General features: G+C 50.9%; 20 protein-coding genes. 11 read left to right on the forward strand and 9 right to left on the reverse strand.

Annotated elements, in window-relative coordinates; genetic code table 11:
- Nucleotides 1–235 precede the first annotated feature (235 nt).
- From H6F67_RS22025 to H6F67_RS22045, 5 genes are all read right to left on the reverse strand, one after another.
- Entirely contained in the window at nucleotides 236–1,027 is a 792-nt protein-coding gene (locus H6F67_RS22025) for a DUF928 domain-containing protein (RefSeq protein WP_190768795.1), read from the reverse strand.
- Between the two features lie 2 nt (nucleotides 1,028–1,029).
- Nucleotides 1,030–3,357: a CHASE2 domain-containing protein gene (locus H6F67_RS22030; protein ID WP_190768796.1), complete on the reverse strand. Its 2,328-nt coding sequence runs from the start codon at nucleotides 3,355–3,357 to the stop codon at nucleotides 1,030–1,032.
- A 72-nt stretch (nucleotides 3,358–3,429) separates the two neighbouring features.
- Nucleotides 3,430–4,050 (reverse strand): hypothetical protein, encoded by a 621-nt coding sequence (locus H6F67_RS22035; RefSeq protein ID WP_199304570.1) that lies wholly within the window; start codon nucleotides 4,048–4,050, stop codon nucleotides 3,430–3,432.
- A gap of 32 nt (nucleotides 4,051–4,082) precedes the next feature.
- Nucleotides 4,083–4,997 (reverse strand): DUF1822 family protein, encoded by a 915-nt coding sequence (locus H6F67_RS22040; protein WP_190768797.1) that lies wholly within the window; start codon nucleotides 4,995–4,997, stop codon nucleotides 4,083–4,085.
- 26 nt (nucleotides 4,998–5,023) lie between these two features.
- The gene (locus H6F67_RS22045) at nucleotides 5,024–5,923 is read right to left on the reverse strand and encodes a hypothetical protein (RefSeq protein WP_190768798.1); all 900 of its coding nucleotides are present in this window, start codon (nucleotides 5,921–5,923) and stop codon (nucleotides 5,024–5,026) included.
- Nucleotides 5,924–6,102: 179 nt separating this feature from the next.
- Here H6F67_RS22045 and H6F67_RS22050 point away from each other — a divergent pair, with 179 nt between their 5' ends.
- The 4 genes from H6F67_RS22050 (at nucleotide 6,103) to H6F67_RS22065 (ending at nucleotide 10,612) form a co-directional block, all read left to right on the forward strand.
- Nucleotides 6,103–6,327, forward strand: coding sequence for a hypothetical protein (locus H6F67_RS22050; protein WP_190768799.1), 225 nt, complete (start codon nucleotides 6,103–6,105; stop codon nucleotides 6,325–6,327).
- Nucleotides 6,328–6,340: 13 nt separating this feature from the next.
- Entirely contained in the window at nucleotides 6,341–7,630 is a 1,290-nt protein-coding gene (locus H6F67_RS22055) for a PrsW family intramembrane metalloprotease (protein ID WP_199304571.1), read from the forward strand.
- Nucleotides 7,627–8,028 (forward strand): hypothetical protein, encoded by a 402-nt coding sequence (locus H6F67_RS22060; RefSeq protein WP_190768800.1) that lies wholly within the window; start codon nucleotides 7,627–7,629, stop codon nucleotides 8,026–8,028. Before H6F67_RS22055 ends, H6F67_RS22060 begins: the two co-directional genes overlap by 4 nt.
- Nucleotides 8,029–8,140: 112 nt before the next feature.
- Entirely contained in the window at nucleotides 8,141–10,612 is a 2,472-nt protein-coding gene (locus H6F67_RS22065) for a CHAT domain-containing protein (RefSeq protein WP_190768801.1), read from the forward strand.
- A gap of 131 nt (nucleotides 10,613–10,743) precedes the next feature.
- On the opposite strand, the gene H6F67_RS22070 is transcribed toward H6F67_RS22065, so the two are convergent.
- The gene (locus tag H6F67_RS22070) at nucleotides 10,744–10,935 is read right to left on the reverse strand and encodes a hypothetical protein (protein ID WP_190768802.1); all 192 of its coding nucleotides are present in this window, start codon (nucleotides 10,933–10,935) and stop codon (nucleotides 10,744–10,746) included.
- A gap of 307 nt (nucleotides 10,936–11,242) precedes the next feature.
- On the opposite strand from H6F67_RS22070, the gene H6F67_RS22075 reads away from it, so the two are divergent.
- The gene (locus H6F67_RS22075; RefSeq protein ID WP_190768822.1) at nucleotides 11,243–11,866 is read left to right on the forward strand and encodes a precorrin-8X methylmutase; all 624 of its coding nucleotides are present in this window, start codon (nucleotides 11,243–11,245) and stop codon (nucleotides 11,864–11,866) included.
- 183 nt (nucleotides 11,867–12,049) lie between these two features.
- Nucleotides 12,050–12,499, forward strand: a complete 450-nt coding sequence (locus tag H6F67_RS22080) for a hypothetical protein (protein ID WP_190768803.1) — start codon at nucleotides 12,050–12,052, stop codon at nucleotides 12,497–12,499.
- A 159-nt stretch (nucleotides 12,500–12,658) separates the two neighbouring features.
- Here H6F67_RS22080 and H6F67_RS22085 read toward each other — a convergent pair whose 3' ends face one another.
- Complete coding sequence (locus H6F67_RS22085; protein ID WP_190768804.1) at nucleotides 12,659–13,699, reverse strand: DUF2325 domain-containing protein; 1,041 nt, start codon at nucleotides 13,697–13,699, stop codon at nucleotides 12,659–12,661.
- 278 nt (nucleotides 13,700–13,977) lie between these two features.
- Here H6F67_RS22085 and H6F67_RS22090 point away from each other — a divergent pair, with 278 nt between their 5' ends.
- Nucleotides 13,978–15,159, forward strand: a complete 1,182-nt coding sequence (locus H6F67_RS22090; protein WP_190768805.1) for an aldo/keto reductase — start codon at nucleotides 13,978–13,980, stop codon at nucleotides 15,157–15,159.
- Between the two features lie 26 nt (nucleotides 15,160–15,185).
- Here H6F67_RS22090 and H6F67_RS22095 read toward each other — a convergent pair whose 3' ends face one another.
- Nucleotides 15,186–15,446: a DUF3146 family protein gene (locus tag H6F67_RS22095; RefSeq protein WP_190768806.1), complete on the reverse strand. Its 261-nt coding sequence runs from the start codon at nucleotides 15,444–15,446 to the stop codon at nucleotides 15,186–15,188.
- A 145-nt stretch (nucleotides 15,447–15,591) separates the two neighbouring features.
- Between H6F67_RS22095 and H6F67_RS22100 the strand changes: the two genes are divergently transcribed.
- A complete protein-coding gene (locus tag H6F67_RS22100) occupies nucleotides 15,592–16,182 on the forward strand; it encodes a peptidase C15 (RefSeq protein ID WP_190768807.1) in 591 nt (196 codons plus the stop codon).
- Nucleotides 16,183–16,224: 42 nt separating this feature from the next.
- Here H6F67_RS22100 and H6F67_RS22105 read toward each other — a convergent pair whose 3' ends face one another.
- Complete coding sequence (locus H6F67_RS22105) at nucleotides 16,225–17,385, reverse strand: AI-2E family transporter (RefSeq protein ID WP_190768808.1); 1,161 nt, start codon at nucleotides 17,383–17,385, stop codon at nucleotides 16,225–16,227.
- Nucleotides 17,386–17,855: 470 nt separating this feature from the next.
- Between H6F67_RS22105 and H6F67_RS22110 the strand changes: the two genes are divergently transcribed.
- From H6F67_RS22110 to H6F67_RS22120, 3 genes are all read left to right on the forward strand, one after another.
- Nucleotides 17,856–20,663, forward strand: a complete 2,808-nt coding sequence (locus H6F67_RS22110; RefSeq protein WP_190768809.1) for a cation-translocating P-type ATPase — start codon at nucleotides 17,856–17,858, stop codon at nucleotides 20,661–20,663.
- An 88-nt stretch (nucleotides 20,664–20,751) separates the two neighbouring features.
- The gene (locus H6F67_RS22115; protein WP_190768810.1) at nucleotides 20,752–21,120 is read left to right on the forward strand and encodes a hypothetical protein; all 369 of its coding nucleotides are present in this window, start codon (nucleotides 20,752–20,754) and stop codon (nucleotides 21,118–21,120) included.
- Between the two features lie 2 nt (nucleotides 21,121–21,122).
- A complete protein-coding gene (locus tag H6F67_RS22120; RefSeq protein WP_190768811.1) occupies nucleotides 21,123–22,307 on the forward strand; it encodes a GUN4 domain-containing protein in 1,185 nt (394 codons plus the stop codon).
- Nucleotides 22,308–22,363: the final 56 nt, after the last annotated feature.

Genomic DNA, 22,363 nt, shown 5'->3' on the forward strand with positions numbered 1-22,363 from the left:
TTAGTTCGGCTCCCTTTCGACAGCTTGTCTCTGACGTGAAGGCTAACAAGACCCAGAAAAAGCCGGATAAATTTTCGCTTGCTTTGTTTCCTTTGCGATCGGCGAGCTTGATGTGGGTGGAAGACCCGCTGCCTAGATGCGATCGCCAGTTGCCCTGACAAACGCACCGTCTTCACCTGCACACCACGATCGATCCCCGCCTGATAGTTCAGCCAATGATGGCAACGGTCATGGTTCAATTCACGATTGGGCTAGCCACAATGTTACGGGTGTCAAAATCAATGCCGCGATCGCGCAAATCAATCTCCAACGCGGACAATAAACTTGCCCAGTCGCTCGCTAGTTCAGCATTAACAGGCTCAGTTCGATACAGATTGCCCAGCGTGGTCAGAGCGTCGTACCAGATGCCATTTTCGGCATAGAGCTGGGCTTGTTCATGCGGTGATGCTGCTGCAAGTGAGCCAGCAAGAGTTGGATCGATCGCCACTCGCTGAATCGAGCCTTCCACAAACAGTGGCTCCGACGGATTGCTTTGACATGAGACGGAGACCGACCATTGATAGGTTTGGCCGATTTCCAGCGGTGGAGCGTCATTCGGCAAGGCGATCGAAATAATTCCCGGTCGATCTGGTGGCCTCAACCCAATCAAAGTTGCAGATCCATCCCGCCCCAGCGAAAAGTTGATCGACTCAACCTCGCTGCTGGTGTAGGGAATATACACCCAAAAAGTCGGACGTTCTGAAACGGTGAAGACGGGTTGTGACTTGGGAATTAAAGCGGTGAGAAACTGATTGACAGCAGCAAAATTGCCGCAGGGCGATCGCGTTCCCATGTCGATTTGGCGGGTGGGACTGCCTCGATCTGATCCGGGTGGTGGCGGTGGGGCGACGTAGTGAAGCGGTTGCGGCGTGGCAAGGACGGCAGGGGCGATCAGCAAGCTGGCAGTACCTACGGTGAGCGAAGCGTGTAACAGCAAACCGTGAATCCGCCTAAGGGCGATCGAGCGTCGCAAACTGCTATGCCACATTTTCAATCCTTCAATTTGTGACTGTAGCGTTGGACGATCGATCCGGCTGCAATTGTTCCGCTTAGGGCGAAAGCAGCCGGAACGAGGGGAACCCAATTGCCCCGCAGCAGCAGCACATAGCAGCCGCCGATCAGCAAGACGATCGCGCCACTTCCGATCAGCAATTGTTTGGCAGAGGTGAACCGCCAAACGATTGCGCCGCCTGCGATCGACCAAACCATAATCCAAACGAGATCACCCGCCGCTGACCAAGGTTGCAGTAACGGCTGTTTATCCAGCACAACGCTGAGAATTTGGCTGATCATGTGCGCTTGAATTTCGACTCCGGGCATTTTTTCGCGGCTGTCGCGGCTGTAGGGCGTCAGGTGAACATCGCGGAAGCTGGCGTCAGTATTGCCAATTAGAACGATGCGGTCTTTTACCCAGGCGGGATCGATCGCGCCCTGAAGCACCTGCGCCAAGGTGACGGTTCGCGCCACGCCATCTTGAGCAGGACGATAGTTGAGCAAAATTTGATGGCCTCTCGCATCGATCGATCGATAGCCGCCGCTGTTGCCTTCAAGCGGCGTGAACAGAGTGTCGCCAATTTTGAGGCGGGGCAATTCTTCGGCTGTCCACTCCAGGTGGATGCCTTCATCTTCGAGATAGCGCAAGGCAGTGAGCAAGCCAAACGAGTAGTTCGCCGGACAAATTGAGTTGGCAGGCGGCGACTGCATCAGCAGATGGCGACGAATGCGATCGTCAAAGTCAGGTGGTGTGCTGCTAAAGCCCACGCTGCCCAATTGCCGAGCGGCGGGAATTTCTGGCGGTGGCGCAATGCCAAGATTGCCCTGCGTTTTGCCAAAGCTGCAAAGGGTGATAAGGCGATCGTCTTGCAATCGCTTTGCCAGGGGAGGCGCGTCCGCCGCAAAGTCGCGATATAAGTCGAGTCCGATCGCACGTGGCCGATAGGACTGGAGCCGCTGGAGCAACTGATCGAGGTTGCGATCGCTCAAGGATGCACCCCGCCGCTGCTCAGAAGGCTGGGCGGCAACATCGGCCTCAGTGATCGTGACGATTAAGAGGCGGTCGTCTTGGCCTCGATCGGGACGCAGCCGCATCAACTGATCAAACGCGCTCAACTCTAGCGGTTGTAGGACGCCTGAAAGTCTTGCAAGGAGAGCAACACAGACGAATAGGCCGCTGAGGGCAAAGGCGAATCGGGGCGGAGTGTGGTGGCAGCGCAAACGGGCGGACGGTTGAAGGAGCGATCGCCAAGTGAGTTCTGGGGCAGTCGGTGTTTGATAAATGACGGGCAACCAGCTTGCACATGGGAAATGGTCTTCCAAGCCCTGCAAGCGTTCTCGTGCGGCTCGAACGGCAAGATGAAACGATTGATTTCCGGCAAAAGCGTTCAAAAAGTACAGCAAAAACTGTTGTGCAACGCGATCCGGCACAGGTTCACGCATCACAATCAGGTGCGGAATGTGCAGGTCGGCCAGCGATCGCGCCAACCCCAATCCATCACAAGAGTTGAAGATCGCAAGCTGCAAACCCTGCGCGATCGCTCGCTTCAATCCATAGCGCAAATCTTCGATCGACAAGCTATCCCAAGCGTTAATAAAAATTCGACCCGCCTGCACACTGTCTTGACTTGAACTATGTCCGGCAAAAAACAAAATGTCCCAAGGTTGTTCCCAAAGTCGATCGTTAATTTGCTGCCGTTCCGGTTCCACTAAAAACGTTACGTCTGCATTTGGCAAGCTTTCAAGAAACTGGCGATCAATCTGCGTATCGATGTTCAGGCTGTTTCCTAAAATCGCGAGAATCTTAACTTTTGCAGCCGTCACAATTGTCGCAGAAGTAATCTGCTCAAAGTCCGGCGAACTAAAAGCAATTTCCGCTTGGGAATAGCGATCGATGAAGTCCCATTTGTGCCAGGGAAGCTGGCTTAAACGTGAATCTTGCGATCGAATTAACACCTGAATTGGCTCTTGTGGATTCAGCGCTTCTCGCAGCCGCAAATTCACGTTCTGAAACGATTCTGACTTCAACCAGTTTTGCAACTGATGCTCTAATGTTTGTGCCGATCGACGACAGGAATCGACCGGATTAATCGAACCGCCGTAAGTGACGCGATGCGGCTTAATCGATCGCGTGGAGGGTAGCAACCGCCGATAGTTTTGCTGCCACTGCTCCAACTGAATCATCAATTCTCGATTGGGCGGCAGATAGCCTGTGACTTCGATCGCAGGGTGGTTCAATCGATCGAGTGCGGCAATTTCCAGCGCGACTCGAAAGCCTTGCTGCTCAAAGTCGCCATCAAGTTTAAGAACGACTCGCTTTCCCATAGCTGCGATCGAATTGCGTTGCAAAAGGCTGTAACTTTTAGCGTACTTGATTTGAGATTTCTTCCGCCGATATTAATTAGCAATCGGCACATTTTGAAATGCCTGGGTGTTTTCCAAAAACAGATCGATCGTGCTGACGCCTTCGGGAATCCGCAGCCAAACGTAGCCATCAACCGAGGCTCCAGGCTGAATCGTCGTCAGCGCGATTGAACTGGTAGCGCGATCGAACTCTGCAATGTCATAAGTTTCACTGGTTTCAGGATTGCGAGCACTGGTTGAAGTTGCGGACAAGGTCGGAAAACCCGAAGGCAAATCGTGACTGAGGCGACGCAAACGGAATTGAACATTGACAATTTCTGGCCTTTCCGTCTGCGGGTCTCGGATGCGCTTGACGGATAGCAATTCGACTTCGGCGCTTGTTCCAAACGCAGGTTTAACAAATTGACCGGGCGCGATTGCAGCGGCGGCTGTCGTTGGTGCAGCGGCAGGTGGGTTAACAGTTTGAAAAGAATTATTGGGTGCCGGAGTTTGCGAAACTGGAGCAGACGGAACGCTAACTGCATTGCTGCTGGCATTCAAAGCATTCGAGGATTTTAGGTTCATGACCTGATAGGCCGTGAATCCACTCACCACCAGCGCGAGAGCAGACATCGTGAAAGAAATCGTTGAACCAATTCCACTAGAGTTCTTCATGATTTTTCTCCTGATTCTGTTAATTTTCTGTACTAAATCACAAACTGATCGATCGCACTGATGCCGTTCATTACCGCTTTGATGCTGAAGCGATCGCCCACCTCACCGCTGAATTCAACGTTGATCATTTCCGTTGTTCTTGCCTGTGCTTGAATCACAGCAATCCCGGCTTCATCTAACACCATCAGTTCAAGATCCGGTGGCAAATGAGCGCGGCTTCCAGTCGGACAAAGCTTAACAGCAATGTTCACCTTCAATGCGTCTTTGGGAGCTACTTCGACAACGAGGGCGATCGCTTCGCCTGAACGGTCGAAATCCAACAGTTTGCCTCTGCTGATTAATTGCGTCGAAGCAGATTGGTTGCCACGATATTGCCAAGCGGGTTGCTGCAATCCCAACAGTTCTTCGATCGTTTGCCAAGTAGAATCAACTTGATTTTGGAGCCACTGAGTTAAATGCACGGAAGCAGGTTTTTGCCGAATTGAATTGAGATAGCTGGGAAGAAACTCGATCGATCGAAGTTCGCTCAACGCAACTTTTTCAGTTGTTACCGTCTCGACAAATCCTAACAGCGTTGCTGTCTGCAAACCTGAGTCAAGCTGCACTGCAACAAAGCCAATTCGATCGCTCCAAACTTCTGCGGGAATCAAGACATCACGTGCGTTAGGTAAGACAGGACGACATTCTAAAACGCCGTGATGATCGATCGCTAAATCTGCCACGTCCATCAACGCCCGCATCAGCGGGTTGGCGCTGGCACTCGCAGCAAAATTGGTATCAAACTCTAAGCGCTGAAGATAAATTTCAACGGCAGAAACGGCGAGGCTGTTGAGATAAACTTGCGAACTTTTTTGAAGATGTTGTTGGCGAAATTGAGTGGCTCTCGCATGAGCAGAAAGCGTAAGTGGAATCGTAACGGCGATCGGTTCGAGTTCAGGGTTTGTCATTGGCCTGCATGAATGCTGTGTGGTAATTAAGATAAATATTGTTCAAAGAGTGGCAAAAATTCTTGGCAGCGACGTTGAAAGAAACTACTTAGCGTTGGAATAGAAATGCCAAATTCCTGAGAAATTTCCGCCCAGCTTTTTTCATCAATATATCGGGCTAAGGCGATCGATCGAAAATTCGCTTCTGGTCGATTTTTAATATGGGCACTTCTCAAAATTTCATCAGCATCTTGTTCGATATATTCGCGTAAATCTACTGCGATCGAAGGGGAATCTGGTTGCGGCAAAGCTTCTAAATCAGCTAGGGCTGGTAGTTCTTGAGTATTGCTTTCGTTGAACTCACTGCGGCATTCGAGAATGACGCGATCGAGGCGAAAATTTACCCAGTTCATGAACTTTTTGTTCTGGCCGCGATCGGGATCGTATCGATCGATGCTGCGACAAACATACGTCAACGTTCGATTCACAGCTTCCTCGTAAATTAAGCAGTAGAACTGAGCGGAAAACTTGGCTTGATGTGGGCGAGCAAGCTGACCTGAGAGCCGAATAGCTTCAACCAGTTGACTGAGTGTATGCTGACGCAGTTCGGTTCTGGATGGATGCTGTTGGGCTTCGATCGCTAACCGTTTGAGTTGAGCATCATCGAGAATTTTGAGAAATGTGCGATCGCGCACCATGTTTGCCCAATCTCTTGCCGTCATTTGTTGAGGATTGTATTGGCACAAGTCTTGTTTTAAATCAGCGAGAAGCTGTTGTTTTGCTCGTTCATAAATCTCCTGATGAACTCCAAATAGCGATCGACCTCTGGGGGCACGACCGACCTTTCGCGATCGCAAAATTTCTTCTGCCAAACGAATCAGTTGAGATGGTGAATTCGAGTCGGAGGGCGATCGTGCAGCTTGAATAAGCGGTTCTAGCGAGTTCATGGGGCTGACCTAAACTTATCTCCTTTGAGCGATTTCTACTGGTAACTCTGCCACTTATCGCAGCAATTATGCATTTTCACAAAACTTTATTTTCGCGATTTTGCATAAAAGGGAATTTTTTCGCTTGAGTACAAGATAGAAACACCGATCGCCTTCAGTCCACTCTTAACGGTGTCGCCATGATTCTATTAACCGCCTACACTGTTGGATACCAAATCGGCTACATGCTGAACATGATTTTGACGCCGTTGATTTTCATCCTCATCATTGGAGGAAGCTACTACCTGATTAAGCGATTCACTCAAAACAGCATTTCATTCGGTCAGGCCGTTTTGAATCGTTGGGTAATTGGCAGCAGTATCATTTTGACGCTGGGATTGCTGAGGCGGGCAGTCAACCGATAATTCAAACAATATTATGAGTGAATTTCAGCGCGTTCAACTCGCTCGGCAGGAAGATGCAATTGCGATCGCCAACCTACTCAATCAAGAGTTGAAATCGATCGGCATTACCGCAAGAACTGCTGTTGCAGCGGATAATTTGAATCTGGTGCTTGAGTCCGATCCTGTTTCCAATCAAGCCGAAATGCTCGTTTTTGTGCGCGAGAAGCTCGCCAACTTTCAGCCTCAGTCTGTCTCCACAATTACTGTCTATGGACAGCAGCCAGCAGCGGCGGTTCCGCAATGGCAGCAATCGCTGGAGCTAGAGCCAATCGCTGTTGATTCAACTTCTCAAATTGCTGATTCGACCAATCATTCATCAGAGGAAAAATCATTTGCGCGATCGCAGTTTCTCGCTTCTTTGAAAACATTCCGCTTTGCTTCGGTTATTCCTTACAAAGAGGCAATCAATCCGGAGCTATACAACAGCGGCATTGTTCGATTGTTGTTGTTTTTCAGCTTATTTCCTTGGGCAATGCGATTTGTGGTTGCAAATGCCGGACTCGAAAGAACTGCTTGGATTTTGGGAATTTACTATGCTTCAATTTGGGGAATTGTGCTGCGATCGCTGATTAAGCCGCGCCAATTTTCCTGGGGAAATACGCTCAAGTGCGTGGCATTTACTGCCTTCATCGGCATCCCGATTTTGCTGATTGTGCAGCAAATTCCGTTTTTCAGATTGCTTTATCTTGCCAGCGATCAATCCTCACAGGTGCTGCAACTGTTTGGGTTTATCTTTGGCGTTGGCATTTTAGAAGAACTGTGTAAAGCGCTGCCAGTTTATCTACTGCTGTTGCGGCCTGGAAAACTCAGCGATCCGCTCACGGCGGCATTTTATGGATCGATGTCTGGATTGGGCTTTGCGATCGCGGAAGGTGCCAACTACTCGATGCTGTATGCCTTTGCCCTGGTACAGCAAGACGTAGATTTAGGTGGCTATGTTTTGCTCAACACGCTGCGATTTATTTCAACCCCGCTCTTTCATGCAATTTGGGCGGGAATCAGCGGCTATTTTCTCGGTTTGGCGGCGATCAATCCATCTCGACAACAGCCGATTATGGTGATTGGAATTGCGATCGCTGCCACTTTGCACGGACTTTACAACACGTTTGCGGGTCACATTTTGGCGCTGCCGATTCTAGTCTTTTCGATTTTGCTGTTTGTGGCCTATCTCAACCGTAGTAAGCAAATGGTGGAAGAAATGGCGCAGGCCGAGTTGGAATACAAATCTTCAACTCAATCAGATTTACTCGGAGGAAAATCATGAATTCAGCCGTTCAAAAAGGAAAAACATTGGTGACCACAATCATCGGGGTTGTTATTGCAGTATCAGTCGTAAATGGATTAATCACGAATGCTCTGATTCCCGCTCAACCTGCAAGTGAAATTGTCAAAGATGGCATTCGCTTTGTGCTGACGATCGCCTTGTGCTATTTCCTTTATCAAGGACAAGGCTGGGCAAAATGGGTGTTAGGTATTTTGCTTGCGCTGGGTGGATTTTTGTCAATTCCAGCTGCGTTGCTGGTGCTGAACGCTTCGTTTTTGGGTGCGATTTGGCTGCTGGTTATGGGCGCAGTTTATCTAGCAACTAGCTGGATTTTATTGCGATCGCCAGAGATCAAAGCCTTTCAATCTGCTCAGCGAGCAGCTCGATCGAAATCATGAAAATTGCTGCAAGGCCTGAGATTCAAAACACTCAGGCTAGATGTCTCGATCGGGTGATGAGCCGCAGCTAGCGCGATTGATAAAGTGGGGAAGTTGCTTTGAGCCATTTTGTATGCGCGTTTGGCTTGCCGCTGTCACCAGCGCGATTTTGCTGCTTCCCCCATTTGCTTCGATCGAAGCGATCGCCACGCTTCCTGATACGCCAATTCGTTCAGCGGAAGATCGCAAAGCCCAAGCGAATCAACTCCTGACTCAAGGCGTTTCACAGCTTCAAAATAGCGACTATCAGCAGGCGTTGCAATCTCTCCAAACTGCGCTGCAAATCCATCAGGAAATTGGCGATCGACCCGGTGAGTTAATGGCGGTCAACAGCTTGGGCGCAACTTATTTTCAGCTTGGGCAATATCACCAATCGATCGAGATGTCTCAGCGGGCATTGGCGTTAATGCAAACGGCAACCGAGCCGAATTTAGAGATGCAAATGGTGACGCTGATCAATTTGGGATTGTCCTATCAGTATTTGGGAGAGTATGCGCGATCGATCCAGTCGCTTCAGCAGGCGCGAACCCTGGGCGAAACGAGCAATCAGCCCTTGCTGGCCGCAACCAGCTTGGTCAGCTTGGGCGATGCCTACCGCACCATCGGGCAGTACGAGCGAGCCGTACATCTGTTTGAGCAAGCCTTAGCGCGGCTGCGATCCTCATTGCCGGATGCCCGATTGGAACAGGCGTGGCGACAGGCAGAGGCTGGGGCGCTGGTGAATTTGGGTATTGCCTACACCGCCCAACAGCAATTTCCGCAAGCGATCGCCAGCTTGCAGCAGGGGCTGAATTTGGCGCAGGCGATTGGCGATCGCCAAATTCAAGCGCGAGCGCTGCTGAATCTGGGCGGTGCTTACCTCACAGGAGGTCAGCCGCAACGCGCCCAAAGCGTTTTTCAACAATCGCTCGACCTCGCGCAGGAAATTGGCGATCGCCAAGGAGAAGCAATCGCCTGGGGAAATTTGGGTTACGCCCATCGCGAACTAGGAAATTTCACTCAGGCGATTGCGGCCTATCAGCAGTCGATCGCGATCAAGCGCGAGCTTGGCGATCGCCAGGGGGAAGCAATCAGTCTCAGCAATTATGCTTATGCGCTGCTGATGGCAAATCGTCCGCAACAAGCAGAATCGCTGTTGCATGAGTCGATCGAAATTTTGGAATCGCTGCGAACTGGCCTGGAGGACAACCGCGATCGCATTGCCCTGATCGACACTCAAGCTTATGCCTACGAGAATTTGCAGAACGCTCTAATCATGCAAAATCAGCCGGAAGCCGCGCTTGAGGTGGCAGAACGCGGACGTGCCCAAGCATTTACGGAACTGCTCGCTCGCCATTTGACCGCTGAGCGATCGCCTGAGGACGAGCGACAGGTTCGATCGAATCCCCTTTCGATCGCAGATATTCAACGCATCGCTCGCCAGCAAAACGCCACGCTGATTGAATACTCGATCATCGACGATCAAAAGCTGTTCATTTGGGTCGTTAAGCCTTCTGGCGAAATTGCCTTTCGTCAAACGAACTTCACTCATTTTCAACTTGATGCTCGACCCGCTCTGGCTGCAACCAACCATCAGCCAAACGCCACTGCGATCGATGCGCTCGTTTCGGCCACACGCGGAGCGGTAATTGCCGATCGAGAAGCAGGCGATCGGATTGATTTGACGCAAAGCTGGCGGTTGCGTCAGCTTCATCAACTGCTGATCGAGCCGATTCAAGATCTGCTGCCGACTGAACCAAACGATCGCCTCATTTTGATTCCCCAAGGCAGTCTGTTTTTAGTTCCGTTTCCCGCCCTGCAAACGGCTTCAGGTGAATACCTCATTGAGCGGCACACGCTCTCGATCGCCCCTTCCATTCAAGTCCTCGATCTGGCGGAGCAGCGCCGCGCATCACAATCTTCCCTTGGCGATCGCGCCTTGATTGTCGGCAATCCCACGATGCCAACTTTGCCTACGCTGTCTGGAGAACCTGCTCAAGCCTTGGCCGCTTTGCCCGGAGCCGAGCAGGAAGCTAAAGCGATCGCTGAGTTTTTCGATACGGAAGCACTCGTTGGCACTCAAGCGACTGAAACCGCTGTTGTAGAGCAGATGGCAACTGCCCGCATTGTTCATCTGGCGACACATGGCTTGTTGCAGTATGGACAGCCGGACGAATACGGCATTTTGGATACACCCGGCGCGATCGCCTTGGCACCGTCGGCCACCGATGACGGACTGCTCACCGCCAGCGAAATTCTTAACCTGAATCTGAACGCCCAACTGGTGGTACTGAGCGCCTGCGATACCGGGCGTGGACGCATTACCGGAGATGGCGTCGTGGGGCTGTCTCGATCGCTGTTGGCCGCAGGCGTACCCAGTCTGATCGTCTCGCTGTGGGCGGCGGCAGATATTCCGACTTCCGATCTCATGACGCAATTTTATCGTCAGCTTGAGCAAAATCCTGACAAAGCTCAAGCGCTACGGCAGGCGATGCTTGAAACCATGAAGCAACATTCACATCCGAAGGACTGGGCGGCTTTTACGCTGATCGGAACGCCACGCTGAACCCGCTGCCGACTGCTGCGGTCAAGTTAAAGCGTCGCTTTATTCATTTGGAATAGGCGATCGAACAAGTTATTACAACAAAGTCCCACCTCCTGAATGAAAGCGGGACTTTACTGAACTGAGTTGAATTTCTATTGAGCCGTTGCAAGCTGCGGTTCATATTGAAACCGGAGATGCGGGTGTAGTTGCGAGTAGTAGGAATAGATTTCGATCGCGTCCAGTTCATCAAGAACCGGATGTTGAACTTTGATGCCGTCACCGAGGGGAATGACTAGACAGCGCTGTTGGCCGCACGAAAGCAGCTTTTTGTTCTCGATGTTCATTTTGCAAGATGTTAAAAAAAAAGAGTTTATGGAAGAAAAAAGATAGTTAAAGTAGTCACCCTATCGAAGACGCCAGATAGTCTGGTTTGTTTCTGATAGTTCAATCTTAAAAAATTGAACTCATCCATCCACTCCTACCTAGTACGGATAGTCGAATCTCTCCTAGGATGTGATCTGACGCACATTGATGCTCCGATCGATCACCACCTCTCGAACACCAAAATCCGAACGCTTTTGCCCCAATGTGCCAGAATGTGCCACGATTAAAAACCGAAGACGCACATTAGACCAGCGATCGCTTGACAGCATGGAGTGGCACATCACCGACGCGCAAAGCCTACGAATTATCGATCGCGAAATTGGCGATCACGTCTTTTCGCCTTCGGAGTATGAAATTGTGCGGCGCGTAATTTACGCCACAGCCGATTTTGACTACAAATCGTTGATTCGCTTTTCCGACCAGGCATTGCAGGCCGGAGCCGCTGCCCTTGCCGCCCGCAGCACGATCGTCGTTGATGTGCCAATGGTGCAGGTCGGCATCACGCCGATTATTCAGGAAACCTTTGCCAATCCGGTTTATTGCAGCATGGAAGCGCTCACCCGCCCGCAGCGCGAAAAATCTCGCGTCGCTTGGGGCATCGAAACGCTCGCCCGCCGCTATCCGGAAGGCATCTTCGTCATCGGCCAAGCACAAACCGCTCTGAGCGTCCTGGTAGACCTGATCGAGCAAGAAGAAATTCGCCCCGCTTTGGTGATTGGCACACCTGCGGGATTTGTGGGGACGGATGCGGTCGATCGCCTCAAAGATTCGCTCATCCCGCACATCCGCATTGAAGGCCGCAAGGGAAATGCAGTCGTGGCAGCGGCGATCGTCAACAGCTTGGTCGATCTTGCCTGGCAAGCTTACGGTAAAGAAGGAAATGGCGGTTGACCGAATCTTGTAGACCAGCAGCACAAGCTTGATTTGACCAGTGTGGCTTTCAAGAGAGGGCAGAAGCGAGCAAAGGAGCAACAGGGCAATGACGACGAATGAATCTTCTAGACTCGATCGCCTCGAAATTCTCCTCAGTGAACTGGGCGATCGCCAGGTTGCCACACAGCAGCAGAGCAGCGGTTGCTCGATGAATCGATCGCTGCTGCCAACCATACGCAGCGATTGCTCGACGAATCGATCGCTGCTGCCGATGCTCGCGCCGCGGCAACACAGCAGCAGATTAACCGTACCCAACGGTTGCTCGATGAATCAAGTGCGGCGGCGACTGCTCGTATTGAAGCGACCCAACGGCTGCTCGATGAATCGATCGCGACTGCGAATGCTCGCGCCAATACGGTATTTCTCGCGATCGACCAGCTAGTCGCTCAGCAGCGAGCATCCGCCGCTGAAACCCGCGCCAGCATTGCCGACATCATGCAGACGATCGCCACCGAAGCAATCGACATCCGTACCGAGATGCGAATCATGCAGGCGGATATTCGCGAGATGCAGTCAGAAGTGCGCGGACTCCAAACCGAAAATCGCCGCATTCTCGATATTTTGCAAAATCGTACCGATGATCGCGAGTAAAGAGCTTGAGGCCAGGCAGTGACAGATCCCCCCAAATCCCCCTTAGAAAGGGGGATTTGGGGGCGACGCCCTCCTTTTTAAGGAGGGCGGGGGAGGATCGCAGCCTGTTAAAACTTACCCTAGAGATTCGGCAAACCTTAAAAACCCCAAACCTAACTCCTAGGCAGGTCGTGAAAGCTGATTTAAATGCCGAACGAGCAGCTTTGACTTGAGGCCATATTCGATCGCTTCCAGCACGCGCACCATGCCCGTTGTATTGATCATTTCGATGTTTTTGCCGTTGCGCTGAGCGGCTTGAGTCGCTTTGTCCGTCAGTTTGTGGCTGGTGTAGCCTGTGATGATCAAAACGAGATCGGCGGAAGCGACGTGGCTTTCCGCTTGTTCGGCAATTTGCGGGCCAGATTGAGCCGTACACCAAACCAGGGTGACGCGAGAGTCGCGGAGGCGGTTGCGAATCGCGGTTTCGAGGCGATCGTGTCCGCCAAAGATCACCACCTTACCTTCAAGCTGGCTGTAGGGGTTGGGGCGCTTTTCGGTTGTGCGGTGGCGGATGCGCGGCTGTACTTCAGTGGCACGATCGACTCTGGCACGATTTTCCAGCGCTTTGTTGTAGATGAACGTCAGCGTTTGCTCGTGCGTTCCTCTCAGGCGGGCAGGCTGGCCGTCTTCGCTGGTGGCGTTGATTTGGGCGATTAACGCTTCCACGACTTCTTCGAGGGCACCGATCGCCTTGAGGTCTTGCACATGGCCGCGAACGGCAACAGCAGCATCCGTAGCGCTATAAAAATTTTGCTGCTCAGAAATCATTTCCAGCAAGTCCGCTTTGAGTCCTTGTCGCCAGCGATTGGTTTGTTCGGCAATCCGCTCGTCGAGCAATCTTTCTTCGTTGAGAATCATTTGGCGATCGACCGTTTGTGCAGCCAGTAGCGGTGCGTCTGCCAGTTTTTGCCGCAGATCAGCAGCTTTTTCTTCGAGCTTGCGGCGTGTAATGCTATCAACAAAATCTTCAGGCGGTAAGTCAGCCAGTGTTGCTTCAATCTGGGCAAGTAACGGCTTTAGGCGCTGTTCAATTTCAACCAGGGCTTTTTGAATTTGTTCTTCACGCTGCTGAAGCAAGCGCTTTTCTTCGCGTTCAATTTTCGCCAGTGCGAGTAAATCTTGAACGGAATTTTCTAGCTGGTCGAGTTCATTAAAATCCATAAAAATCATCCAGAAATATTGCTTGAAGTGGATAGGAAGATTGTTCCCAGGAACTAACGCATTTAACTGAAAAGGCGATCGAGTGAATTACCAGTCGATCAAAAGAAAGCGGCGAAACGTAAAAGTCTCTATGGCGTACTATCCAATCACACTACGACAGCGTTTTACAATCCACCAGGTAGAGATTTCCCAACCTGCGATCGAATCGCTCGAAATTGCTATGGTGTGTATCAGTGCAGTAGCCGCCTGTTTTTTGCGTTTCGCGATTTCTCTATCCTATGCATTATCGGCGTTTTGGACGTACTCAATTAGCGATGCCCATTTTCTCTTGTGGAGGAATGCGGTATCAGTACAAATGGCAAGATGTTCCGCAGTCGGAAATTCCGCAGGCAAATCAGGCCAATCTTGAAGCGACAATTCGGCGGGCGATCGAAGTCGGCATCAACCACATTGAAACGGCCAGAGGCTATGGCTCGTCTGAAGCGCAATTAGGCCGAATTTTACCGACTCTGCCTCGCGATCGCATCATCGTCCAAACCAAGGTGAGTCCCAGTGCCGATTCACGCTCGTTTGGGCAGACGATCGAAAAATCCCTGTCCCTGCTCAAGCTGGACTACATTGATCTGCTGGGTCTGCACGGCATCAACACGCCGGAACTTCTGCATCAAAGCATTCGTCCGGGCGGCTGTCTCGATGTGGCCCGCAAACTGCAAGCAGCAGGCAAAATTCGCTTCATCGGCTTTTCGACGCATGGGCCAACGGATGTCATTGTCAAGGCGATCGAAACCGATCAGTTTGATTACGTCAATTTGCACTGGTACTACGTCAATCAGACGAACTGGCCTGCGATCGCCGCTGCCCAAGCGCACGACATGGGCGTCTTCATCATCAGTCCAACCGACAAGGGCGGAATGCTCTACAAGCCACCTGCCAAGCTTGTCAGGCTGTGTCAGCCGCTCAGCCCGATCGTTTTCAACAATCTGTTTTGCCTTAGCCATCCGCAGGTGCATACGCTCAGCGTTGGGGCAGCGAAACCCAGCGATTTTGATGAACATCTCAAAACGTTGGAGTCCATCGATCGCCCCGACGAAATTTTGCCGCCGATCCTCGCCCGCCTCGAAAATGAAGCGATCCGCATTCTGGGCGAAACCTGGTGGAAAACTTGGAGTCAAGGCTTACCAGACGTGGAAAATACGCCCGGACGCATCAACATTCGCCTGATTTTGCTGCTGCGAAATCTTGCTCTTGCGTTTGACCTGATGGAATATTCAAGAACGCGCTACAACATGCTGGGCAACAGCGGCCACTGGGTTCCGGGTGAAAAGGGCGATCGCGCCTCACGACTCGATCTAAGCGCTTGTTTAGCTCAAAGTCCAAATCGCGATCGCATTCCGCAACTCCTGCTGGAAGCGCATGAACTGCTTGGCGGTCAGGCGGTGAAGCGACTGTCGCAGCAGTAGATCGTTTGTGGGATGCGATCGCCCCTTCAAAGTTCCGCTCGAATCGTAAACGAATAATCGCCACCCGGCTCAAGCTGATAGTCGCTGCGTTCGAGGAAGCGGCTGAGTGGTTCTTTAATCAGCGCCCGACCGAGTGTGGGTTCGATCGCCAAATCGCCTTGCCGAAAGCGCCACTGAAAGCGCCATTCGTAGCCGTTGGCTTGCACTTCGCCTTCAATGCGGCCTTGCTGCCAAGACTGATGCGTAATCCGCACATGGGCGGTGGTGACGGGTAAACGCTTACTCACGGGTCGCTGCTTCTTTCCTACCTTGCCTTGTGCCGCCCAGCCAAAACTCGCCGCGCCAGCTTATTGTGACTCTAGCGAAGATTCGATGATCCATCCACCCGCCTTTCTACAGACATTTTCCTGATTTGCGGCTGAATCTCCTGCAATGACTCAACTACTTCTGACTTCATTTTCAACCTGGCTTCCCCATCAACTACTTCTGACTTCATTTTCAACCTGGCTTCCCCATCAAAAATCGAACTCAGCCGATGATTTGCTGGTGGAATTTTTGCAGCGGAAGCCGTCGATCGATCTTCAAGTTCTGCGACATTTACCCGTCGATTTTATGCTGGCTCCACAGCAGACGATCGCCTGCATCCAAACGCTTCAACCGCAAGCTGTGGTTTGCTGCGGCATGGCGGAATCGCGATCGAAACTCAGCGTTGAATCGCAAGCGGTAATCAGCAATACCGTACCGGGAGCGCAGAGCGATACCGTACTGGGAGCGCAGAGCGATCGCATTCTTAAAACACGCTTTGATTTGCCTCAGCTTGTGAACGGATTACCGTTGACTGAAATTAGTCATGATGCAGGCCGCTTTGTCTGCAATGCAACATATTTCGCTGTTTTAGAACATTTGCAGCATTCATCTGGTCTGGGTTTGTTTGTACATGTGCCAATTTTGACTGAGGCAAATTGCGAAGCGATCGTCAGCGATTTTGCGACGCTCTTGCAGCGAATTTCCAACTTATTCTAAGTGTCGAACGACTAGATGAACCGACAATTCGATCGCTCCAAATTATTCATCTGAATCTTGCGGCTCTTGCGGTTTTGTTTCGGTTGGCAGGGCGGTTGGGTCAGCAGGTTCGATCGCCAAAATCGGAGCCGTGACTAGCTCAGCGCGAGTCGCATCATTGTCCCAATGATTGAGGACATCTTTGACCAAAGCTTCTTCAATCCAGGCACGAAATACGATCGTTAACGGCAGCGCCAGCACCAAGCCCAAGAAACCAAAAAGGCTTGCAAAAAATAGCTGACAAACCAAGGTCAACGCAGGCAGCAAAGACACCTGATTTGCCATGATTGTTGGCGTAATCAAATAGCTTTCAAGCTGCTGAATGATGATGTAGAGAATGACGGCGGCGATCGCTTTAAACACACCGTTTTCGTCAATTAAGGAAACCGTCACTGGAAAGATTAAGCTCAGCGTTGGGCCAATGTTAGGAATAATATTTAGCAGTCCAGCCAAAAGTGCCTGAGCTAAAACCAGCTTAATTCGCAGTATCCACAAGCCAATGCCGCTCAACAGCGCAATGCATAGTGAACTGACTAAAACGCCGCCTGCCCAATTGCCGAGATCCTGCTCACAGCGGGTTAAAATTTCATCGGCTCGCCTGCGATAAAACGAGGGAAATAGCAGCAGAAATACGCGCCGATACGCCGAAGGATTGACAAGCATCATAATCGTCAAGACCAGCACGAGCAATCCTTGTAGGGGAATGGCAAGTGAGCTAATCAGCGTATTGATTGAGTTGCCAAAAAAGCCAAAGAACTGATTGAGAAAGTTCCGCAAAATTGGCTCAAGCGTTTGAAAGTCGCTGAAATCCGGAATGGCGAAGCGAGGAAACCAAGGAGGTAGATTTGCGTTGAGAATTTGTAGCTGTTCGAGGACTTGGGCGGCTCCTGCGGGAACAAGGCTAATGAGCTGTACGAATTGTCCGACGAAGGGCGGCACAATTAGCAAGATGATGAACAGGCTGATGAAAAAGATGATGCTCAGCGTGAGCAGCAGGGCAATTCCGCGTTTGGCGCCGGATTTTTGCAGGCGTTGTGCAACACGGTTGAAGGCGGTTGCGAGTACAACAGCGGTAAAAAGTAGCAGTAGGGTTTGTCGGAACTGCCACAAAATAACGAGCGAAACGATTAGCGCAAATAAGCCGAGCCACTGCCCAAATTTCACCGTGCGAACTCCTCAAGACATGCTCAACGTTAGATCGAACAGCGATCGATCGACAAGAGATTGCATCAGGTCATTTTAAGGAGTGGCGGGAGGTTCGTCTCTACCGATATTGACGGATTCTGTTGGAAGTGGAAGAAGCGATCGCCTGAAAATTTTCTCAGGCTTAATTTTCTTTCGGTTTTCGAGCCGATCGAGGGTAGGACTACCCACACCCTTCCAACCCTACTCAGAGGGTTCCACTCTGAAACTCCCAAAAGGCATATCTGGTAATTGTCGATGTGGTCTTGGCATTGGTGGTTGTCCGCGATGATTGTGTGGCTTGCTTCCCCTTCAGCCTTTGCCAACAACCCAATATCCGATGCTCAATGCCGAATGCCTAACAACCCTTCCCTTGGCTAGTGTTCTGCGATCTAGATTAAGCTCTATGATCGAAGGCTGTAAAAATAGATTGCGTGTTTTCTGGTGAGTGCATGGCTTATTCTGCGGCAGATTCAACGGCGACGGCATGGCACAGTATTGAACCTGAGAAAGCCTTGGAGATCCTGCAAAGCGATCGCCAGCGGGGACTCACAAATGATCAGGTGCGCGAACGGCGAGAACGCTATGGACTCAATGAGCTAGAGGAAGGAGCAGGACGCAGCAGTTGGGCAATTTTGCTCGATCAGTTTAAGAACATCATGCTGATCATGCTGATTGCCGTTGCGATTATTTCGGCATTTATCGATATTCGTGGAGCGCTGGCAAGCGGCGAAACGCCGTTTCCCAAAGATGCAATTTCGATTTTTGCGATCGTGATTCTCAATGGCGCACTCGGCTACATTCAGGAAAGTCGGGCGGAAAAAGCGCTGGCGGCGCTCAAGAAACTCTCTTCGCCGAAGGTGCGCGTAATTCGCGACGGCAGAATTAGCGAAGTCGATTCCAAAGAACTGGTTCCCGGCGATGTGATGCTGCTGGAGGCCGGAGTGCAAATCGCCGCTGACGGTCGCCTGCTGGAAGAAGCGAATTTGCAGGTGCGCGAAGCTGCCCTGACCGGAGAAGCGCAAGCGGTTGATAAAAGTGCAAAGGCGAAATTACCCGAAGATGCGCCGCTGGGCGATCGCATCAACATGGTGTTTCAAGGTACGGAAGTCGTGCAGGGTCGCGGTACGGTGGAAGTGACCAGTACGGGAATGAAAACCGAAATTGGCCGGATTGCCGAAATGCTGCAAGCGGTCGAGTCGGAACCGACGCCGCTTCAGCAGCGGATGACGCAGTTGGGCAATGTGCTGGTCGCGGGATCGCTGGCGCTCGTCGCCCTCGTGGTGATCGGCGGCGTGCTGCGGGCTGGCAACTTTTCGCCGCTAGAGCAGCTTTTGGAAGTGGCGCTGAGTATGGCCGTTGCGGTTGTGCCGGAAGGTCTGCCTGCTGTAATTACGGTGACGCTGGCGTTGGGAACGCAGCGGATGGTGCGACGCAACGCTTTAATCCGCAAGCTGCCTGCTGTGGAAACCTTGGGATCGGTGACAACGATTTGCTCCGACAAAACCGGAACTTTGACCCAAAACAAAATGGTCGTGCAGTCCGTGCATCCGCCGAGCGGCTCGATCGCTGTCACTGGAGAAGGCTACGTTCCCGAAGGTGAATTTCGCAAAGACAATCAGCCTGTGGAGGCGATCGCCAATCCCGAACTAAAAACTCTCCTTGTTGCCTGTGCGCTCTGTAATGACTCGGTTCTCCAGAAGGAAAACGGCCAGTGGGCAATTCTGGGCGATCCAACCGAGGGCGCGTTGCTGGTTGTCGCGGCCAAAGCGGACATTCGCGGCGACCAGTGGGCGATCGATCTGCCGCGTGTCGGTGAGTTTCCCTTTTCGTCTGAGCGCAAGCGAATGAGTGTGATTGTGCAGGGCGGCGACAAGCTCAACTTTTTGCCTACCGCGCCGTTCATGCTGTTTTCCAAAGGTTCGCCCGAACTGGTGCTGGAGCGCTGTTCGCAAATTCAAATCGGAGAGTCGCCCCAGCCGATTACCGAAGCGCACCGCCAGCAAATTTTGGACAAAAATAACGAACTGGCTGGAAACGGTCTGCGCGTCCTTGGGTTTGCCTATCGTCCGCTGAACGAACAGCCGCCAGAGGGCGCGGACGATCAGTATGAGCGCGATCTCGTCTGGATCGGGCTGGTGGATATGCTGGATGCGCCGCGCCCGGAAGTCCGCGATGCGGTTGCTCGCTGCAAAACGGCGGGCATTCGTCCGGTCATGATTACCGGGGATCACCAGTTGACGGCCAAGGCGATCGCCCAAGATCTCGGAATTGCCAGAGACGGCGATCGCGTCCTCACCGGAAGAGAACTGGAAAAATTCTCGCCGGAAGACTTGCAGCGCGAGGTCAACGAGGTCAGCATCTACGCTCGCGTTGCGCCGGAACACAAACTGCGAATCGTCCAAGCCTTGCAAAACCAAGGCCGTGTCGTTGGCATGACCGGAGACGGCGTGAACGATGCGCCCGCCCTGAAGCAAGCCGACATCGGCATTGCAATGGGAATTACGGGAACGGACGTGAGCAAAGAAGCCAGCGATATGGTGCTGCTGGATGACAACTTCGCCACGATCGTCGCTGCTGCCGAAGAAGGCCGCACCGTCTACACGAACATTCGCCGCTTCATCAAGTACATCCTCGGCTCGAATATCGGGGAAGTCTTGACGATCGCCGCCTCCCCGATCGTGGTGGGTGCGGGTGGCGTTCCCCTGACGCCGCTGCAAATTCTGTGGATGAACTTGGTGACAGACGGTTTGCCCGCGCTGGCCTTGGCGGTTGAACCTGCCGAGCCGAACGTGATGAACCGTCCGCCGCACGATCCGGGCGAAAGCATTTTTGCTCGTGGTTTGGGCTTGTACATGATTCGCATCGGGATTGTGCTGGCGATTATCGCAATCTCACTGATGGTTTGGTCGTTCAACTACGCGCAGACTGTGGAGGCTCCTGGTGGTCCCGATCGCTGGAAGACAATGGTGTTTACGACGCTGTGTTTGGCGCAGATGGGTCATGCTTTGGCAATTCGATCGAACAGCCGACTGACGATCGAACTCAACCCGTTCTCGAATCCCTACATCATTGCCGCTGTCGGGCTGACCACGATTTTGCAACTGCTGCTGATCTACGTGGAACCCCTGCGGAACTTCTTCGGAACGCACTACCTGACGGGAACCGAACTTGCCATTTGCTTTGGCTTCAGTTCCTTAATGTTCGTGTGGATTGAACTGGAGAAAATTTTCTTCCGCTTCTTCTACCGAAATCGGTAAATAGATAACTTTCTCAAAGTAATAGCTACACTAAAAAGCGCTGGATGTTATAGTTTATACGTCCAGCGCTTTTCCTTAGGAAGATATTATGAGTGGCAACCGCAACATTAATATGGGCACAGGTAATTACATCGAGAACAACCAAGGTAATTATGTACAAGGCAACTATGTTCAGAACAATCAAGGCACATACATTCAGGGAAACAATACAAACTTGAATCAAGATTTGAGTGAGATTGTATCTCAAATTCAGAAACTTGAAGTACAGGGTAAGAATACTACTCAGGAAAAGGCAGTCGCTCTGGCAAATCTCGCAAGAAATGACTTCAAGTTCAGAAACACTCTGGTCAGAGGAGCTAAATATTTAGCTGATGCTGCTGCGAACGGTGCTGTTGGAGAGGTAGCAGTAGAAGTTATCAAGCTTACTTTAGGCATGTTGGGCATTCAATTTTTCTAGGAATGTGGGAGCAGAACTCACAAAAGCAAGAGTGGAAAGAAATGTTCAATTTCTTAAGCCGATGGCTATCGGGTAGAACACTGCTGAAATACTATTTCCTTGGTTTAGTACTGGGCGTAATCGGCATTCTTATTATTAGATTCTGGATTTTCGGATTAGCAAGTTTGTTTCTTGGTTGTGGATTGATTGCAGTCGGCCTTTATTTTGGACATTTAAGCTCTAAAAGTGGAGAAGCTAATACTCATAGAACAACCATTCAAGATAGTTCTAGCCAAGGCGATCGCCATATCAACTTAGCTAGCGGAAACTACAATGAGTTTGTTCAACGATATGTACAAGGTGACGATATTGACAATCACTATAATTATTCAATTTTAGATAACGAACTAGCCGCCGCAGTCCATGAGATCGAAGAAGTATTAGCTCATCTACTAGAGCAGGGATACAACACACGAGATGCAGTGAGTCGTATCTCAAGAGATCTAGCGAGTCAAGCCCATGATGCTTCTGATCTTAAAAATAGTCTATTTAGGTGGAAGGCTTTGTTAGATCAAATTCCTACCCAATCTGATGAATTTGAAATGGCTAGAGCGGTCATTGAATTTGCTGCTTCCTCCGAAGCTATGTTGGGCGAGCCAACATCAGCAATTCCAGAAGGTTATGAGAGACTACGTGACTTGCTTAAGGCGAATCAATGGCAGGAAGCAGATGAAGAGACAGAATCAATTATTGCAAGTCTCTGTGGAAAAGAGGCTTTGAATTTCGATAATAGAACTGTATTTGGCAGTTATATTTCAGATAATTTGACTGCTGACGATATTGTCAACATTTCAAGGAAAAATTTAAGTATCATTGATAACCTTTGGGTTGTCTATAGTGGTGGGCGGTTTGGCTTTAGTGTACAGAAGCAGATTTTTGAATACGTGGAAGAAAATGATTTTGCGTATAATCTACTTCCTGAAAATGATGACATGGATGACGAGGCTCTTGAAGCTTTTGGTGAGGCTGTTGGCTGGTATGTAAATAACAGATGGATATATCGTGCTGACATTAACTATTCAAGTAGAGCGAAGGTAGGACACCTGCCTGCAAAGGTAATGCTATCGCACTCGTCTCAGTTGCCAAATCGCTTCAGTTTAGATAAAGACATCTTCCGTATCTTTATTACTCGTCAATACAACTCTTGAACTGATGTAGTGTAGGATTTTGTAGAATTTAACTATTTGTGATTGCAAGTTACTAA

The sequence above is a fragment of the Microcoleus sp. FACHB-1515 genome (genome assembly GCF_014696105.1).
Taxonomy (GTDB): Bacteria; Cyanobacteriota; Cyanobacteriia; order Elainellales; family Elainellaceae; genus JAAUTJ01.

Excerpts from the sequence above, each read along its gene's own strand:
- H6F67_RS22070 (WP_190768802.1), bottom strand. The coding sequence starts at position 10,935 with ATGAACATCGAGAACAAAAAGCTGCTTTCGTGCGGCCAACAGCGCTGT.
- H6F67_RS22120 (WP_190768811.1), top strand. The coding sequence starts at position 21,123 with ATGTGGGAGCAGAACTCACAAAAGCAAGAGTGGAAAGAAATGTTCAAT.
- H6F67_RS22115 (WP_190768810.1), top strand. The coding sequence starts at position 20,752 with ATGAGTGGCAACCGCAACATTAATATGGGCACAGGTAATTACATCGAG.
- H6F67_RS22025 (WP_190768795.1), bottom strand. The coding sequence starts at position 1,027 with ATGTGGCATAGCAGTTTGCGACGCTCGATCGCCCTTAGGCGGATTCAC.
- H6F67_RS22030 (WP_190768796.1), bottom strand. The coding sequence starts at position 3,357 with ATGGGAAAGCGAGTCGTTCTTAAACTTGATGGCGACTTTGAGCAGCAA.
- H6F67_RS22050 (WP_190768799.1), top strand. The coding sequence starts at position 6,103 with ATGATTCTATTAACCGCCTACACTGTTGGATACCAAATCGGCTACATG.
- H6F67_RS22045 (WP_190768798.1), bottom strand. The coding sequence starts at position 5,923 with ATGAACTCGCTAGAACCGCTTATTCAAGCTGCACGATCGCCCTCCGAC.
- H6F67_RS22060 (WP_190768800.1), top strand. The coding sequence starts at position 7,627 with ATGAATTCAGCCGTTCAAAAAGGAAAAACATTGGTGACCACAATCATC.
- H6F67_RS22110 (WP_190768809.1), top strand. The coding sequence starts at position 17,856 with ATGGCTTATTCTGCGGCAGATTCAACGGCGACGGCATGGCACAGTATT.
- H6F67_RS22075 (WP_190768822.1), top strand. The coding sequence starts at position 11,243 with ATGGAGTGGCACATCACCGACGCGCAAAGCCTACGAATTATCGATCGC.
- H6F67_RS22035 (WP_199304570.1), bottom strand. The coding sequence starts at position 4,050 with ATGAAGAACTCTAGTGGAATTGGTTCAACGATTTCTTTCACGATGTCT.
- H6F67_RS22040 (WP_190768797.1), bottom strand. The coding sequence starts at position 4,997 with ATGACAAACCCTGAACTCGAACCGATCGCCGTTACGATTCCACTTACG.
- H6F67_RS22065 (WP_190768801.1), top strand. The coding sequence starts at position 8,141 with ATGCGCGTTTGGCTTGCCGCTGTCACCAGCGCGATTTTGCTGCTTCCC.
- H6F67_RS22055 (WP_199304571.1), top strand. The coding sequence starts at position 6,341 with ATGAGTGAATTTCAGCGCGTTCAACTCGCTCGGCAGGAAGATGCAATT.
- H6F67_RS22090 (WP_190768805.1), top strand. The coding sequence starts at position 13,978 with ATGCATTATCGGCGTTTTGGACGTACTCAATTAGCGATGCCCATTTTC.
- H6F67_RS22085 (WP_190768804.1), bottom strand. The coding sequence starts at position 13,699 with ATGGATTTTAATGAACTCGACCAGCTAGAAAATTCCGTTCAAGATTTA.
- H6F67_RS22100 (WP_190768807.1), top strand. The coding sequence starts at position 15,592 with ATGACTCAACTACTTCTGACTTCATTTTCAACCTGGCTTCCCCATCAA.